Source organism: Halovulum sp. GXIMD14794, assembly GCF_054457455.1.
In genome coordinates this window covers 527064-541930 of the sequence record NZ_JBTLNF010000005.1, presented here as the reverse complement: position 1 = coordinate 541930, position 14867 = coordinate 527064, and the positions used below count along the sequence as shown (strand labels likewise).

Below are 14867 nucleotides of genomic sequence, written 5' to 3'. Positions count from 1 at the left end.
GCCCGGATTATCACGCTGCGGTGAGACAAGTGACACAGGGGTTTTGTTGACCTCCGCCCGGAGCGCTCTCAATATGGAGACAGAGGCTTTCCGAAAGACTCTGCATCGATCACCCGACAGGAGGAGATGACGGTTGACCCGGGTTCTGACAGCTACGCGTACCGTGACGGCCGAACAGGGGGTGCGCGCGGCGGCGATCATGCTTCTGACCGCGATCCTGCTATTCGCGCTGCAGGTCGCCCGCGTCGAGGCGCGCGCTCCGGACAGCTTTGCGGATCTTGCAGAAAGACTGAGCCCTTCGGTGGTCAACATCACCACGACCACAGTTGTCGCGGGCAGCGACGGTCCGGCGCCGTTGGTGCCCGAAGGCTCGCCGCTCGAGGATCTGTTCCGCGACTTTCTGGACCGTGACGGACCCGAGCGCCGGGAGCGCCGAGGCTCGGCGCTGGGCTCGGGGTTCGTGATCTCGCCCGACGGCTACATCGTGACGAACAACCACGTCATCGAGTCGGCCGACGAGATCCTGGTCGAGTTCTTTGACGACGGGTTGGAGCTTCCGGCCGAGATCGTCGGCACCGATCCGCGCACCGATATCGCCCTGCTCAAGGTCGAGTCGGACAAGCCGCTGCCTTATGTCGAATTCGGCGACAGCGACGTGGCGCGCGTTGGCGACTGGGTGCTGGCGATCGGCAACCCGCTGGGGCAGGGCTTCTCGGTCTCGGCTGGCATCATCTCGGCCCGGAACCGCTCGCTGCAGGGCGCCTATGACGACTTCATCCAGACCGACGCCGCTATCAACCAGGGCAACTCCGGCGGTCCGCTGTTCAACATGGATGGCAAGGTGATCGGGGTTAACACCGCGATCCTGTCGCCCAACGGCGGCTCGATCGGGATCGGTTTCTCGATGTCCTCGGCGGTGGTCACGCGCGTGGTCGATCAGCTGAAGGAGTTCGGCGAGACCCGGCGCGGGTGGCTGGGCGTGAGCATTCAGAACGTCACCGACGACGTGGCCGAAGCGCTGGAGCTCGAGGACACCAGCGGCGCGCTGGTCACCGACGTGCCCGACGGTCCGGCGGCCGATGCGGGCATCAAGGCGGGCGACGTGATCCTGTCTTTTGACGGCGAGAAGGTCGCCGACACCCGCGAACTGGTCCGCATGGTCGGCGAAGCCGACGTCGGCACCACGGTCCGCGTGCTGGTGTTCCGCGATGGCGAGACCAAGACGCTGCGCGTCACCCTGGGCCGCCGCGAAGAGGCCGAGGGCCTGCTGTCCTCGGGCGATCTGCCCGAAGAGGACGAGGTGCCGCAGTCCCAGGAAGTGCTGGGCCTGACCCTGATGGGCATCGACAACACGCTCCGCGACGAGTTGGGCCTGTCCGAGGACGTGCGCGGCGTCGCCGTGATCGAGGTGGACGAGGACAGCGAGGCCTACGAGAAGGGCCTGCGTCGTGGCGATGTCATCGCCGAGATCGGTCAGCAGCCGGTTCAGACCCCGGAGGACGTGATCGAACGCTTCGAGGCCGCCCGCGAGGCCGGCCGAAAGTCGGTGCTTCTTTTGGTCCGCCGCGATGGCCAGCCGCGTTTCGTGGCACTGACCCCGTAGCAGCCGTCGAGGCGGGTCCGGGACAAGCACGGCGGGGGCTTCAGAGGCAAGCCCCCGCCGGATCCATAAGAGACCAGCCACACGACTTGGCGTCTATCGACGGTCAGGTGCTGGTCCGCCCCGAGCCTGGGAAGGGGCCTCGTTCGTTGCTGTCACCGCCGCCCGGCGACCTGTCGGAACATGCGGCAGTCTGGAGTCGGCTTTCCGGGAGGGCACGCAGATGGATGCCATTCTCCGTCGTTCCGGGTTTCGCATGCAGCCCAGCACGGTCGCCGACCGCATGGACATCGCGCAGCACATCTTCGGTGACGTGGTTGTTGCAAGAACCCTCGTCCACAATGTGTCATCTGAGGAGCGCGCATTCGCGGCCGCTGATGCTTGGATCGACACTCTCGCGGTCGATGGCAAACGCAACTCGGGCAATCCGGACCATATCGGCATGTGGACGATCCGCGACGAGGCTGGGGACAACGCGTTCGTCGGGATACGCGGTGTTTTCGTCGCGCCGGGACTGCCCCCGAACTCCGTAGCGACCTTCGTCGCCGTCGCCAGGGAATACTGGGGCAGGGGCGTCTCGGGCGACTCTTCGGCTCTGTTGTGCGGACGGGTTTTCGAGACATCTGATGTTGAAGCGATCTACACCCGCGTCTGGCCGCTGCTGAACCCGGCGAGCGAGGCGGTCCAACGTCGCTTGGGATTCGTGCCAGCAGAACGTCACACGCTCAGAAGTACTTTCGGCGAAGTGCGCATGACCGAGGTCCTCGAGTTCGACCTGTGGCGTGCATCGAAACTGACGGAAGACGGTTTCGCAGAAACGCTTCGCGAGGTTTCGATCAGGGTCGGTCAACTTGCGGCAGAGGAATTGCTGGGGCTGGACGTCGCCGCAACGCGCATCATCGCCCAGCTGCCTGCTTCGTTGGCAGACAGACCGAAGGTTTGCGCGCGAGTCGTGGAGGATTTGAAGCTCGGGTTTTCCAACCCCGCCTGGGCGAGCTACCGCATGTCACGCGATGACTGGTCGCGGGTGGCAAGGCAGTGAATGGCAGCCGCCGAGCCTTGGCCGGCTTTGGAGGAAGCGTGGATTTCCCTAAGCAAGGAATCTGTGCAGGAGCTGCCAGGACGATCTCCTGTGTTCAAGACTGTCGAACTGAGTGACGGTGATGGACTTTCGCTATGGCAGGCATTGCTCCTGAAAAGGGTATCAGTGCCTCGGCGAGGGCCTTAGACATGTAAGCAGCTTAAAGCGACGACAGCCTTGATCCCAAGAATGTTGGGGCTCTCCGATTGCACGCATTCGTGACCGGCCTACCGGATGCCAGCCCGAAACCCGCTCGGAGGCTTTCCGTACTGTTCGACGAACGCGCGCGTCATTGCCGCGGCGTTCTTGTAGCCGCACCTGATGGCGATCTCGGTGACCGGGTAGTTCGAATGCTGCGCGTAGCGTCGCGCGGCGGCCAGTCTCAGGCGTTTGTAGACTGTCTTCGGCGGTGCCCCGAGGTCGGACTGGAACGCGCGGGCCAATGCGCGCTGCGTCGTCCGGGCGCGCGTGGCAAGTTCGCCGATCGTGAGCGGGGCCTCCAGCGTTGACGACATTAATGCAAGGCAGCCCTCGACGAGGGGCGATACCCTGTGCCTGTAGAGGCGGTCTTTCGGCGCGTCGGTCGACTGGTGCAGGAAGTAGGCGGACACTTCCAATGCGGTGGCCGCGCCGTGCGTGCGTCCGATCAGTTCCAGAAGCAGATCGAAGGCGGTCATGGCGCCTCCACAGGTCATCATGTTTCCGTCGATGACGTATCGTTCCGGCACCGCCTCGACCGAAGGATAGGCTTCGGAAAAGGCGGTCAACTCGTCCCAGTGGATCGTCGCCGGCAGGCGATCCAGCAGTCCCGCCTCGGCCATGAGCCAGGCGCCAGTGTCCATGCCCGCCAGGGTCTTGAAGCGCCGCGCTGCCGCGCTCAGTGCGCGTGCGGTGGTGGAAGTCGCGAAATCCCGGACGTCGAAGCTGGAGATCACGAACAGCATGTCGCCGCCAGGATGATCCCGCAGGCGGCTGCTCGGGATCACGGGCAGGCCACTGGACGAGACGACGGGCGCGCCGTCCAGCGTGACGAACCGCCAGCGGTAAGCCTCCCGCATCAACAGCCCGTTGGTTGCGCGCAGTGGCTCCACCGCGTTCGCGAGGCAGTGATTGGAGAACCGCGGCAGCAGCAGGACCGCGATATCCTGAGTTGCAATGGCAGGCATTGTCCAATTTCGCATGTTTTTTGTCTAATTCGGCATCATCGCATCGGTCAAGCGAGCCATGCTTTCTCAGCGCATCGCAGAGGGGACTGGCATGCAGTTTGGTCTGACCGACGAGCAGGAGATGATCGTCTCTACCGTTCGCAGCTTCGTTGAGAAGGAGATCTTCCCGCACGAGGCAGAGGTCGAGCGGACGGGCTCTGTGCCGCGTGAGCTGGGCGACGAGATCAGGCGCAAATGCATCGAGCTTGGCTTTTATGCCTGCAACTTTCCCGAAGAGGTCGGAGGCGCGGGGCTGACTCATCTCGACTTCACGCTGGTGGAGCGCGAACTCGGCCGCGGCTCCATGGCGCTGACGCATTTTTTCGGCCGTCCGCAGAATATCCTCATGGCCTGCAATGCCGAGCAGCGCGAAAGCTACCTTCTGCCCGCGGTCCGGGGCGAGAAGATGGATGCGCTTGCCATGACCGAACCGGACGCGGGCTCCGACGTCCGGGGGATGAAGTGCTCCGCGGAGCGCGACGGTGGCGACTGGGTCGTGAACGGGTCCAAGCATTTCATCTCGGGGGCCGGGCACGCCGATTTCTTCATCGTCTTCGTCGCCACCGGCGTGGACGAGACGCCCAAGGGGCCGAAGAAGCGGATCACGACCTTTCTTGTCGACCGTGGCTCGCCGGGCTTCGAGGTCAGGGAAGGCTACACTTCGGTCAGTCACCGGGGATACGGGAACTACATCCTCGATTTCGACAATTGCCGCCTGTCGGATGCCCAGGTCCTGGGTGAAGTCGATGGCGGTTTCGACGTCATGAACGAATGGCTCTATGCCACACGTCTGACGGTGGCGGCACTCTGCGTTGGCCGGGCGCGGCGCTGTTTCGATCTCGCCTTGAGCTATGCTGCCGAGCGCAAGCAGTTCGGCCAACCAATCGGCAGGTTCCAGGGCGTGAGCTTCCCGATCGCCGACATGATCACCGAGATCGATGCCGCGGACTGGTTGACCCTGTCCGCCGCCTGGCGGCTTGACCAGGGATTGCCGTCCAACCGCGAGATCGCGAGCGCGAAGCTCTACGCGTCCGAGATGCTGGCGCGGGTGACCGATGCAAGCCTGCAGATCTTTGGTGGCATGGGGCTGATGGACGATTTCCCGATTGAACGGTTCTGGCGCGATGCGCGGGTCGAACGGATCTGGGACGGCACCTCGGAAATTCAGCGGCACATCATCAGCCGTGACCTGCTGCGGCCGCTGGGGGCATGATGCCGGGCCCTGCCAGAGCCGGCATCGAACGGCTCCTGCGGCCGCGGTCGGTTGCCGTGATCGGGGGCGGGACGTGGTGCGCGAATGTCATTGAGCAGTGCCGGAAGATCGGGTTCGCAGGAGAGATCTGGCCAGTGCACCCCACGCGGGACAGCGTGGGCGGCGTACCTGTCTTTCGCGACATCGAGCAACTGCCCTTCGCGCCGGACGCGGCGTTCATCGGCATCAACCGCGATCTTACGATCGAGGCGGTGCGCGTTCTTGCGCGGCAGGGGGCGGGCGGGGCGGTCTGCTTTGCATCGGGCTTTCGCGAAGCGCAAGCCGAGACCGCCGATGGCGCGTTGAAGCAGCAGGCTTTGCTGGAGGCTGCGGGCGGAATGACGATTCTGGGGCCCAACTGCTATGGCTTTCTGAACTATCTCGACGGCGTAGCGCTCTGGCCGGACCAACATGGCGGCGAGCGGGTCGAGAGCGGTGTTGCGATCGTCACCCAATCCTCCAACATCGCGCTCAACCTGACCATGCAGGACCGGGGCCTGCCGGTGGCCTACATGGTCACCGTCGGCAACCAGGCGCAGACCGGGATCCCGCAGATTTCCTGTGCGCTCCTGCGGGATCCCCGGGTTACGGCGCTTGGTCTGCATGTCGAAGGCATCGACGATCTGCGCGCTTTCGAAGCGATGGCCGCAGAGGCGCGGGCGTTGGGGAAGCCCATCGTGGCCCTGAGAGTGGGCAAGTCGGAGCGGGCGCGGGCGGCCACGATCTCGCACACCGCATCGCTTTCTGGCAGCTATGCCGGGGCGCGGGCGCTTCTGGAACGGCTTGGCATCGGGCAGGCTTCGTCCCTGCCAGTGTTGCTGGAAACCTTGAAACTGCTTCACGTTGCCGGTCCGCTGAACTCAGACCGGATCGCCTCGATGTCCTGTTCGGGAGGGGAGGCCTGCCTGGTCGCGGACACCGCTCACGGACATGGGCTCGTGTTTCCGGACCTCGAGCCGGAACAGGTGAGCGCTTTGCGAAACGTGCTCGGCTCGAGCGTCGCGCTGGCCAATCCGCTGGATTATCACACCCACATCTGGGGAGAAGAGGATGCGCTAACCCGCGCTTTCAGCGCCATGATGTGCGGCGATCTGGCGATGGGGTGCGTGGTGCTGGACCTCCCTCGCGCTGACCGCTGCGATACAGCGGCGTGGGAGCCTGTCTTCGCCGCTGTGGTGCGCGCGAAAGCTGACACTGGACGGCCCATGGCCATTCTGACGACGTTGAAGGAGTGCTTGCCGGAGGCGGTTGCAAAGCGGCTGACAAAGTGCGGCGTCGTTCCATTCATGGGGATGGAGGAAGCGATCCGGGCGATGGAAATCGCCGCGTGGCTGGGCCGCGACCGGCTGGCGGCAGAGCCACTGCTCCTGCCACCCGGTATCGGCGCATGCCGGATATTGACTGAAGCGGAGGCAAAGCGCGCCCTTTCCGCCGCAGGAGTGCGCGCGCCGCGATCGGCCCGCGCGGACGGCGCCAAAGCGGCCGCCGAAGCCGCAGCGTGTATTGGCTTTCCTGTAGTGCTGAAGGGCGAGGGGTTCTCGCACAAGACCGACTCGGGCGCCGTCGCGCTGAACCTGGGAAGTTCTGAAACGGTCAGGGAGGCCGCGCAGGGGATGCCGACCGGCAGCTTCCTGATCGAGGAGATGATCACCGATAGCGTGGCCGAGTTGCTGATCGGCATCGTTGCGGACCCCGCTCACGGCTACGTGCTGACGCTTGCGGCAGGTGGGACTCTGACGGAACTGCTGGAGGACAGTGTTTCGCTCCTCGTGCCCGCCGGGCGCGAGGATGTGCGGGCGGCCTTGTTTCGGCTCCGGATCGCGCGTCTGCTCAACGGTTTTCGAGGACAACCGGCTGCGCATGTCGAAGCGGTCCTCGATACCGTGATGTCGCTGCAAGGCTACGTGGCATCGGCCTTGCCGCAGGAAGTCGAAATAAATCCGCTGATGTGCTGTCCTGACGGGGCAATCGCGGCGGACGCGCTGATACGGATCGGAGACCCGACATGACACACACGCCCGTCAGGACCGAGCGCCGGGGCCCGGTTCTGGAAGTCACGCTCGACCGGCCCAAGGCGAATGCCATCGACCTTGCCACAAGCCGGATCATGGGCGACCTGTTTACCGAGTTCCGCGATGATCCCGAGCTTCGCGTGGCCTTAGTGACCGCGGCGGGCGAAAAGTTCTTCTGCCCGGGCTGGGACCTCAAGGCCGCCGCTGAGGGTGACGCAGTCGACGGGGACTACGGCAAGGGCGGATTCGGCGGGCTTCAGGAACTGCGCGGCCTGAACAAGCCGGTGATCGCGGCGGTGAACGGGATCTGTTGCGGCGGCGGGCTGGAACTGGCGCTCTCGGCAGACATCATCCTCGCGGCGGACCACGCCACCTTCGCCTTGCCCGAAATCCGCTCCGGCACCGTGGCCGATGCCGCCAGCATCAAGCTGCCCAAGCGGATCCCTTACCATATCGCGATGGAAATGCTGCTGACGGGCCGCTGGATCGACGCCGAGGAAGCCGCGCGCTGGGGCCTCGTCAACCACGTCTATCCAGCCGCCGCCCTGATGGAGGAAGCTCGCAAACTGGCCGACCTGCTCGCGTCAGGCCCGCCGCTCGTCCAGGCGGCCATAAAGGAGATCGTGCGCGAAGCCGAGGACATGAAGTTCCAGGACGCCATGAACCGCATCACAAAAAGCCAGTTCGCGACGGTGGAGGCGCTCTATCGCTCGGAAGACCAGTTGGAGGGTGCCCGTGCCTTTGCCGAGAAACGCGACCCTGTTTGGAAGGGGAAGTAATCCATGCCGCTGACAATGAACCGAAACGTGTTCATCACCTGCGCCGTGACCGGCTCTGGTGGGACACAGGACCGCTCCCCGTATGTGCCGCGCTCGCCGCGACAGATCGCCGAAAGCGCCATCGACGCTGCCAAGGCGGGCGCTGCCATCGTGCATTGCCATGTGCGCGACCCCGAAACCGGTGCGCCGTCCCGCCGGCTGGAGCTTTACCGCGAGGTGACCGAGCGTATTCGCGACGCGGAGGTCGACGTCGTGCTGAACCTGACCGCAGGCATGGGCGGCGACATGGTGTTCGGCTCGGCCGAAGCGCCGCTGCCGGTGAACGCCGCGGCCACCGACATGATCGGCGCGACGGAGCGCATGGCGCATATCCGCGACTGCCTGCCCGAGATCTGCACGCTCGATTGCGGGACGATGAACTTCGCGGAAGCCGACTATGTCATGACCAACACCCCGGGCATGTTGCGGGCGATGGGCGGGATGATTACGGAGCTGGGCGTGAAGCCCGAGATCGAGGCGTTCGATACCGGGCACCTGTGGTTCGCCAAGGAACTCGTGAGGGAAGGGACGCTGGCCCCGCAGGCCCTCGTGCAGCTCTGCATGGGCGTGCCCTGGGGTGCGCCCAATGACCTGAACACGCTGATGGCGATGGTGAACGCGATCCCGAGCGATTGGACCTGGTCGGCCTTCTCGCTGGGGCAGAACCAGATGCCGTATGCTGCCGCGGCAGTGCTTGCAGGCGGCAATGTCCGCGTGGGGCTGGAGGACAACCTCTATCTCGACAAGGGCGTGCTGGCCACGAACGCGCAATTGGTCGAGCGCGCGGTCACCATCGTCGAGAACTTGGGCGCGAAGGTCATGGGCCCGGCCGAGGTGCGGGAAACGCTCGGCCTGACCAAGCGCGCGCCGGTGCGGGCATGAGCGCGGGGCGCAAGGCGGCCATCGTCGGCGGCGGCGTGATCGGCGGCGGCTGGGCCGCACGGTTCCTGTTGAACGGCTGGGACGTCGCGGTGTTCGACCCCGACCCCGAGGCCAAGCGCAAGATCGGCGAGGTGCTGACCAATGCCCGCCGCGCCCTGCCGGGGCTCTATGACAAGGCGCTGCCGGATGAAGGACAGCTAACCTATCATGTAGACTTGGCGCAGGCGGTCGCGGGGGCCGATTGGGTCCAGGAGAGCGTCCCGGAACGGCTGGAGCTCAAGCACGCCATCCACGCGGACTTGACCCGGCTGGCACCGGCAGAGGCGGTGATCGGCTCGTCCACGTCCGGGTTCAAACCCTCGGATCTCTGCGCGCAGGGTGCCCGCGTGATCGTGGCGCACCCGTTCAACCCGGTCTACCTGCTGCCGCTGGTCGAGCTGGTAGGCGAAGCCGCCCACTGCGCCCTCGCCGCCGACATCCTGCGCGAGATCGGCATGTTCCCCCTTGTCCTGCGCAAGGAGATCGACGCGCACATCGCCGATCGGCTGCTCGAAGCCGTGTGGCGGGAGTCTCTCTGGCTGGTCAATGACGGTGTCGCGACGACCGAGGAGATCGACGAGGCGATCCGCATGGCGTTCGGCCTGCGCTGGGCGCAGATGGGCCTGTTCGAAACCTACCGGATCGCTGGCGGCGAGGCGGGCATGAAGCATTTCATGGCGCAGTTCGGCCCCTGCCTGAGCTGGCCGTGGACCAGGCTTGTGGACGTCCCGGAATTCAATGACGCGCTGGTCGATCTGATCGCGGACCAGTCGGACGCGCAGTCGGGGCATCTTTCGATCCGCCAGCTGGAGCGGCTGCGGGACGATAACCTTGTCGGCATGATGCGGGCGTTGCGCAAGTCGGGCAGCGGCGCTGGCGGGGTGCTGAAGGCGCACGAGGCGACGCTTCCCCATCCCGAGGGCGGCGCGCTGCCGGTGACGGTTTCGCGGCAGGTGCCGACCTGTTGGACCGACTACAACGGCCACATGAACGAGACCCACTACCTGGAGATCGGGTCTCTGGCGACCGACCGATTCATGGAGATGATCGGCGCGGATGAGGCCTATGTCGCCTCCGGGCGCAGCTATTTCACGGTCGAGAGTCATGTGCGCTACCTCGACGAGGTGAGAGCGGGCGAACGGCTTGAAGTGAAGACCCAGGTACTCGATGGACAGGGCAAGAGGATGCACTTGTTCCATCGCATCGAGCGCGGCGACGGAGCCTTGGCGGCCACTGTCGAAACCCTGCTGCTGCACACCGATCTGACCACACGCCGCAGCAGCGCGCCTGCGCCCGAGGTTGCAGCGCGTCTTGCGGAGTTCGCGAGCGCCCATGCCGACATGCCCCCGCCGGACGGCGCGGGGCGCCATGTGGGACAGGCGCCTCACCGGCGGCCCGCGGACGGGTTGGCTTGACGCGCTGGAGTGGCTCTTCTCTCCTATTTGCATGCTCGACTTTGACTAATATCTGCCCGGATCTCTCTCGAAATGGTGCGGGCGGACAAAGAAGCTGAAGTGATCCACGAATGAGCAGGCTATCGGCGTCACGGCTGAGCAAGTGGTGGCTTCAAATTGGGCGGTTCCCGACTGCCGTAATCGCATGCCCCGCTAGGGGAGATGATAGCTCCGCGCATCAAAAGTTTGCGCAGCCTGCGCCGGATGGAGGAATTGAGCACCGGCTCCAGTCGCGGACAGGCAAATGTTCGGTGGCATCTTGGCGTCTATGGCGAACGTTGGACCGCGCTGCGGAGTTGTCCTTCGGCGGGCGCTCATTGGAGGCATTGGCAATATGCGGCTCTATTATCCGGGTAGCGACGGGCCGGCCGACTACATCGGTACCCTGAAGTTTGATGAGGCTTGCGGACATGGATGGGAGGCCATTGAACGATCGCGATCAGAAGGTAGAATCGGTGTCGAAATCCGGGAAGCGGGTTGCGCATACGGAGCTGCGCGGGCTCCCAAATCTGCAAAAGACTTGCTTGGCGACCAGCGACGGCGTAGCAACGCGGCTCGCGAAACACCGCGGAACGCGGCACGATCGCTGGAATGGCGTGTTTTCGAAGTGAGCAGCTGACGGTCTACCCATGACTAATGAAAGAAGATTGCATTCTTGCGCAGCCGCACGCTTGTCCGTCGCTCCCATGATGGATTGGACCGATCGCTATTGTCGGGTGTTTCATCGGCAGTTCTCGTCGCATGCGCTTCTTTATACCGAAATGGTCACCGGGGCTGCTCTGGTGAGGGGTGGGGCCGACTATCTGCTGGGACATGATCCGGTCGAGCATCCGCTGGCGCTGCAACTCGGCGGCTCTGACCCGGCCGAACTGGCCGAGGCGGTGCGGATCGCCAATCCTTTCGGTTTCGAAGAGATCAACCTGAACGTCGGCTGCCCCTCGGACCGGGTGAAGTCGGGGTGCTTTGGTGCCGTTCTGATGCGCGAGCCGGAGCTTGTCGGCCGTATCGTGGGCGCGATGTTCGAGGCCTCGAATGGGGCCGAGATCACCGTGAAGTGCCGGATCGGAGTCGACGAGCAGGACCCGGAGGTGGCGCTGCCAGCGCTGCTGCGCGCCGTGGCGGACGCAGGCGTGCGGCGGGTGACGGTGCATGCGCGCAAGGCCTGGCTGCAGGGGCTGAACCCGAAAGAGAACCGCGAGATCCCGCCGCTGGACTACCCGCTCGTGCGGCGAATGAAAGATGCGTTTCCGGAGCTCTGGATCGGGCTGAACGGCGGGATCACCTCGCTGGACGAGGCTTGCGCGCAGCTGGACGCGGGGTTCGACGGGGTGATGATCGGACGCGCGGCCTATCATCAGCCGGCGGATATCCTTGGTGCGGTGGATCGGTTGGTGTTCGGGACAGAAACACCTGACGTGAGTGCCGAGGATGCCGTCCGGGCGATGCTGCCCTACATCGAAGCCGAATGCACAGCCGGGACGCCGTTGGCGCGGATCACGCGGCATATGCTGGGCGCATTCGCCGGCCGTCCCGGGGCGCGGCGCTGGCGGCGAATGCTGTCGGAGGGTGCGCACAAGCCGGGCGCAGGTCCCGAGCTGGTCCTCGCCGCGCTCGAGCCAGTGCTGGAGGCCGCGGCCTGACGCCGGACGCCTCGCCCTGGGCTGCCGCCGGATGCCTCCGGCGGGGATATTTGAAGAAAGTGGAAGGCGGGTGCCTAGTACGTGGCCCGTCCGCCTGAAAGGTCGAAAGTCGCGCCGGTGGTGAAGCCGCATTCGGCCGAGCACATCCAGGCGATCATCGCCGCGGCCTCGCCGACCTCGAGAAAGCGGCCGCGCGGGATTTTCGAGAGCATGTAGTCGATATGCTCCTGGCTGATCTGGTCGAAGATCGCGGTGCGTGCCGCGGCGGGTGTCACGCAGTTCACCGAGATGTCCATGTCGGCGTTTTCTTTGCCGAGCGTTTTGGTCAGCGCGATCACCCCGGCCTTGGCGGCAGAATAAGCGCCGGCGTTGGGGTTGCCTTCCTTGCCGGCGATGGAGGCGATGTTGACGATCCGGCCATATCCCTGCGCGCGCATCGTCGGCAGCACGGCCTTGCAGCAGTGGAAGATGCCGGTCAGATCGATGTCGATCACCCGGCGCCATTCGTCGATCGGATAATCGGCGACGGTCGCGTTCTTGCCGGCGATCCCGGCGCTGAACACGGCAAGGTCGATCCCGCCCAGTGTCTCTTTAGCAGTAGCCACCGCCGCCGAGACGCTGTCCCAGTCCGCGACTTCTACCGCCACCGCTGTGGCGCCGATCTCGTCGGCGGTGTGTTGCGCAAGATCGATGTCCCGGTCCAGTAGCGCGACCTGCGCGCCCGAGGCGATCAGCCGCTCGGCCACGGCACGGCCGATGCCCTGCGCGCCGCCCGAGACGATGCCGGCTTTCCCGGCTAGGTCGATCTGGTTCATGTCAGTCCCCCCAAAATGTTCTCGTTGTCGGTATGCCGGGGCGCTGCGACCCCGGCGCTCGGTCTCAGTTGACCGGCGTCTTCAGCGCCGTGCCCGCAAAGAAGGCCGCGATGTTCTCGCGCTGCAGTTTGCCCATCGCCTGCCGCGTCTCGACCGTCGCCGAGGCCTGGTGCGGCTGCAGCAACACGTTCTCCAGCGTCAGGAAGCGCGGATCGGGTTCGGGCTCGTTGAGGAAGACGTCGAGCGCGGCGAAGCCCAGTTTGCCCGATTGCAGCAATTCGATCATCGCTTCCTCGTCCACCGTCGTGCCGCGCGAGATGTTGACCAGCATCCCCTCGGGCCCGAGCGCTTCGAGGGCCTGCCGGGTGACCAGCCCCGCCGTTTCGGGTCCGCCCGCCAGCGCGATCACGAGATAGTCGACCTGTGCCGCCATTTCGGCCGGGTCGGTGTAGTGGGTCCAGCCCGCCGGCACGTCCTTCGGGGCACGCGAGGTATAGCTGATCGGCATGTGGAAGGCCGCCAGCCGGTCGGCAATGGCGCGGCCGATGCGACCGAGGCCGACGATGCCCGCGCGCTTGCCCGAGGCCTTGCGCAGCAGCGGATAGGCGCCTTCCTTCGCCCAGCGGCCCGCCCGTGTGTAGGCGTCGGCCTGCGGGATCCGGCGGGTTGCGGCCAGCAGCATGCCTACGGCCAAGTCGGCCACGTCGTCGTTCAGCACGTCCGGCGTGTTGGTGACCTTTATGCCGCGCTCGGAGGCCGCGGCCACGTCGATCGCGTCATAGCCGACGCCGAAATTGGCGATCAGCCCGAGGTTCGGCAGCGCGTCCATCTCGGCCGCGCCGAACGGGTGATGCCCCTTGAAGGCGACGGCGCGGATCTTCGCGGCGGTTTCGGCGTCCAGGTCCGAAGGTTCGGCGGTGTGCACCGTGTAGGCCGCGTTCAGCGGCGCGTTGTCCCAGTCCTGATAGTCTCCGAGCGAGAGAATGTCGGGTTTGGTCATGGGGTCCTCCGGTCTGGCTGGTTCGGGCGCACGAACGGCACCCGTTTGATCTGGTCGCCGCGACCATGCCCCCGCCGCCCGCGCCCGTCCAGCCCGGAAAGCGTAGCGGGATCATGACACGGGCCACCATTCCTTTCCCGCGGGCCTTGCGCGGGCCGCTTGCCGCGCCCATCACCCGCCAAGACCACAGAGAAGGGATCGCCATGCCCCACGTCACTTGGGTTCTTCAGTCCAACGCCATCGGCGCAGCGGACATGGACGCGTTGCTCGCCCACTTGCGCGAGATGCAAGTGCGGGTCGAGACGCTGCGCGTCGTCCCGTTCTCGCACGCACCTGCCGACCCGGTTCCGCAAATCACAGGCCCCTGCGTGGTCTACGGCTCCAGCGGCCTGCTTGCGCTGGCCCGTCGCGAAGGGTGGTCCCCGGCGGGCTGGGACGGCGACGGTTTTTCGGCCTCCTGCACCGTCGCGCGCTACGGGGACCGGGCGCTGAACCATGGCGCGGTTCGCACGACATGGGCCGAAGCTGCAGGCGTCGCCCGAAGGGCTGGCTGGGCGAGGGTCTTTACCCGGCCGGATGCCGAGACGAAGGAGTTCGCCGGAACGGTGCACAGCCTGACTTCGCTCGAGGCGTTCGCGGCCAGACTGGAAGCCTCGGGCTACCTGGAGGGGCAGGGCGCAGATATGATCGTCGCGCCCGCGCGCATGATCGCACGCGAATGGCGGGCCTTCGTCGTGTGCGGCCGGATCGTCGCGGTCTCGCGCTATGCGGTGAACGGCATCCCTGACCCGGAGCCGGGCGCGCCCGAGCCGGTGCTGCGCTTCCTGCGCGAGTCGATCGACGGTTACGCTCCCGCGCCCTGTTTCGTGCTCGATGTTGCGGAAATGGCCGGGGACGGTGCGCTGAAGGTGATCGAGGTAAACTCGATCAACTCCTCGGGCTTTTATGCCGCGGACAAGCGGGCGGTGCTCGAGGCAGTGACACGGCATGTTGCCCGGGAGATCCGCGAACAGCCGGGGGCTTGACCTTCTCCGGGGGCGCGGGTCTTTTGTGCCGCAACGGAAACGGG

At 65.6% G+C, this 14867-nt stretch carries 12 protein-coding genes; 9 read left to right on the top strand and 3 right to left on the bottom strand.

Features of this window, described 5'->3' with window-relative positions; translation table 11 throughout:
- The first annotated feature begins 199 nt into the window (after nucleotides 1-199).
- Nucleotides 200-1603 (top strand): Do family serine endopeptidase, encoded by a 1404-nt coding sequence (locus ACW9UR_RS14350; protein ID WP_458917798.1) that lies wholly within the window; start codon nucleotides 200-202, stop codon nucleotides 1601-1603.
- 220 nt (nucleotides 1604-1823) lie between these two features.
- The gene (locus tag ACW9UR_RS14345) at nucleotides 1824-2642 is read left to right on the top strand and encodes a GNAT family N-acetyltransferase (RefSeq protein ID WP_458917686.1); all 819 of its coding nucleotides are present in this window, start codon (nucleotides 1824-1826) and stop codon (nucleotides 2640-2642) included.
- 266 nt (nucleotides 2643-2908) lie between these two features.
- Here ACW9UR_RS14345 and ACW9UR_RS14340 read toward each other — a convergent pair whose 3' ends face one another.
- The gene (locus tag ACW9UR_RS14340; RefSeq protein ID WP_458917685.1) at nucleotides 2909-3847 is read right to left on the bottom strand and encodes a GlxA family transcriptional regulator; all 939 of its coding nucleotides are present in this window, start codon (nucleotides 3845-3847) and stop codon (nucleotides 2909-2911) included.
- 91 nt (nucleotides 3848-3938) lie between these two features.
- On the opposite strand from ACW9UR_RS14340, the gene ACW9UR_RS14335 reads away from it, so the two are divergent.
- The 6 genes from ACW9UR_RS14335 to dusA all read left to right on the top strand — a co-directional run bounded on the left by ACW9UR_RS14335 (nucleotide 3939) and on the right by dusA (nucleotide 11983).
- On the top strand, nucleotides 3939-5099 hold the full coding sequence (locus tag ACW9UR_RS14335; protein ID WP_458917684.1) for an acyl-CoA dehydrogenase family protein: 1161 nt from the start codon (nucleotides 3939-3941) through the stop codon (nucleotides 5097-5099).
- Complete coding sequence (locus tag ACW9UR_RS14330; protein WP_458917682.1) at nucleotides 5099-7147, top strand: acetate--CoA ligase family protein; 2049 nt, start codon at nucleotides 5099-5101, stop codon at nucleotides 7145-7147. The genes ACW9UR_RS14335 and ACW9UR_RS14330 overlap by 1 nt, the downstream gene beginning before the upstream one ends.
- On the top strand, nucleotides 7144-7929 hold the full coding sequence (locus tag ACW9UR_RS14325; protein ID WP_458917681.1) for a carnitinyl-CoA dehydratase: 786 nt from the start codon (nucleotides 7144-7146) through the stop codon (nucleotides 7927-7929). The genes ACW9UR_RS14330 and ACW9UR_RS14325 overlap by 4 nt, the downstream gene beginning before the upstream one ends.
- A 3-nt stretch (nucleotides 7930-7932) precedes the next feature.
- On the top strand, nucleotides 7933-8850 hold the full coding sequence (locus tag ACW9UR_RS14320) for a beta-keto acid cleavage family enzyme (RefSeq protein WP_458917680.1): 918 nt from the start codon (nucleotides 7933-7935) through the stop codon (nucleotides 8848-8850).
- Nucleotides 8847-10304: a carnitine 3-dehydrogenase gene (locus ACW9UR_RS14315; protein WP_458917678.1), complete on the top strand. Its 1458-nt coding sequence runs from the start codon at nucleotides 8847-8849 to the stop codon at nucleotides 10302-10304. Before ACW9UR_RS14320 ends, ACW9UR_RS14315 begins: the two co-directional genes overlap by 4 nt.
- Before the next feature lie 668 nt (nucleotides 10305-10972).
- On the top strand, nucleotides 10973-11983 hold the full coding sequence (dusA, locus tag ACW9UR_RS14310; protein WP_458917677.1) for a tRNA dihydrouridine(20/20a) synthase DusA: 1011 nt from the start codon (nucleotides 10973-10975) through the stop codon (nucleotides 11981-11983).
- A 74-nt stretch (nucleotides 11984-12057) separates the two neighbouring features.
- On the opposite strand, the gene ACW9UR_RS14305 is transcribed toward dusA, so the two are convergent.
- Together ACW9UR_RS14305 and ACW9UR_RS14300 are read right to left on the bottom strand one after the other, a co-directional pair.
- Nucleotides 12058-12798 (bottom strand): SDR family NAD(P)-dependent oxidoreductase, encoded by a 741-nt coding sequence (locus tag ACW9UR_RS14305; protein ID WP_458917676.1) that lies wholly within the window; start codon nucleotides 12796-12798, stop codon nucleotides 12058-12060.
- 64 nt (nucleotides 12799-12862) lie between these two features.
- On the bottom strand, nucleotides 12863-13798 hold the full coding sequence (locus tag ACW9UR_RS14300; RefSeq protein WP_458917675.1) for a 2-hydroxyacid dehydrogenase: 936 nt from the start codon (nucleotides 13796-13798) through the stop codon (nucleotides 12863-12865).
- 203 nt (nucleotides 13799-14001) lie between these two features.
- On the opposite strand from ACW9UR_RS14300, the gene ACW9UR_RS14295 reads away from it, so the two are divergent.
- Nucleotides 14002-14823 (top strand): ATP-grasp domain-containing protein, encoded by an 822-nt coding sequence (locus ACW9UR_RS14295; RefSeq protein WP_458917674.1) that lies wholly within the window; start codon nucleotides 14002-14004, stop codon nucleotides 14821-14823.
- Nucleotides 14824-14867 lie beyond the last annotated feature (44 nt).